A 306-nucleotide genomic window follows, 5' to 3' on the forward strand; every position below is an offset into this window, starting at 1 on the left:
AGAAACAAGGCCGACTGACCCCCCTGGCACGGACGGCGTTCGAGCAACGGTTTGATGCGTTGCTGGAAAAGGCGCTTCAGGTCAATCCTGAGGTGCCTCCGGTTCCTGGACGACGCGGGCGAACCGGGCAATCACCTGGGCGGAATCTGGCGATGCGGTGCCGGCAGCACCGCGCGGCGGTGCTGCGCTTCCTCCATGACGAGCGCGTGCCGTTCGACAACAATCAGGCAGAACGTGATGTGCGCCCGTGGTGCGTGAAACGCAAGGTGTCTGGAGGGTTCAGGTCCGAGGAGGGCGGGCGGAACT

At 64.7% G+C, this 306-nt stretch carries 1 protein-coding gene; it reads left to right on the forward strand.

The features are described 5' to 3' along the window. Window positions 1-306: transposase (locus QZ269_RS13340; protein ID WP_291427178.1), on the forward strand; the 306-nt coding region annotated here is incomplete at both ends.

The organism is Deinococcus sp., from assembly GCF_018260405.1.
Taxonomy (GTDB): Bacteria; Deinococcota; Deinococci; order Deinococcales; family Deinococcaceae; genus Deinococcus.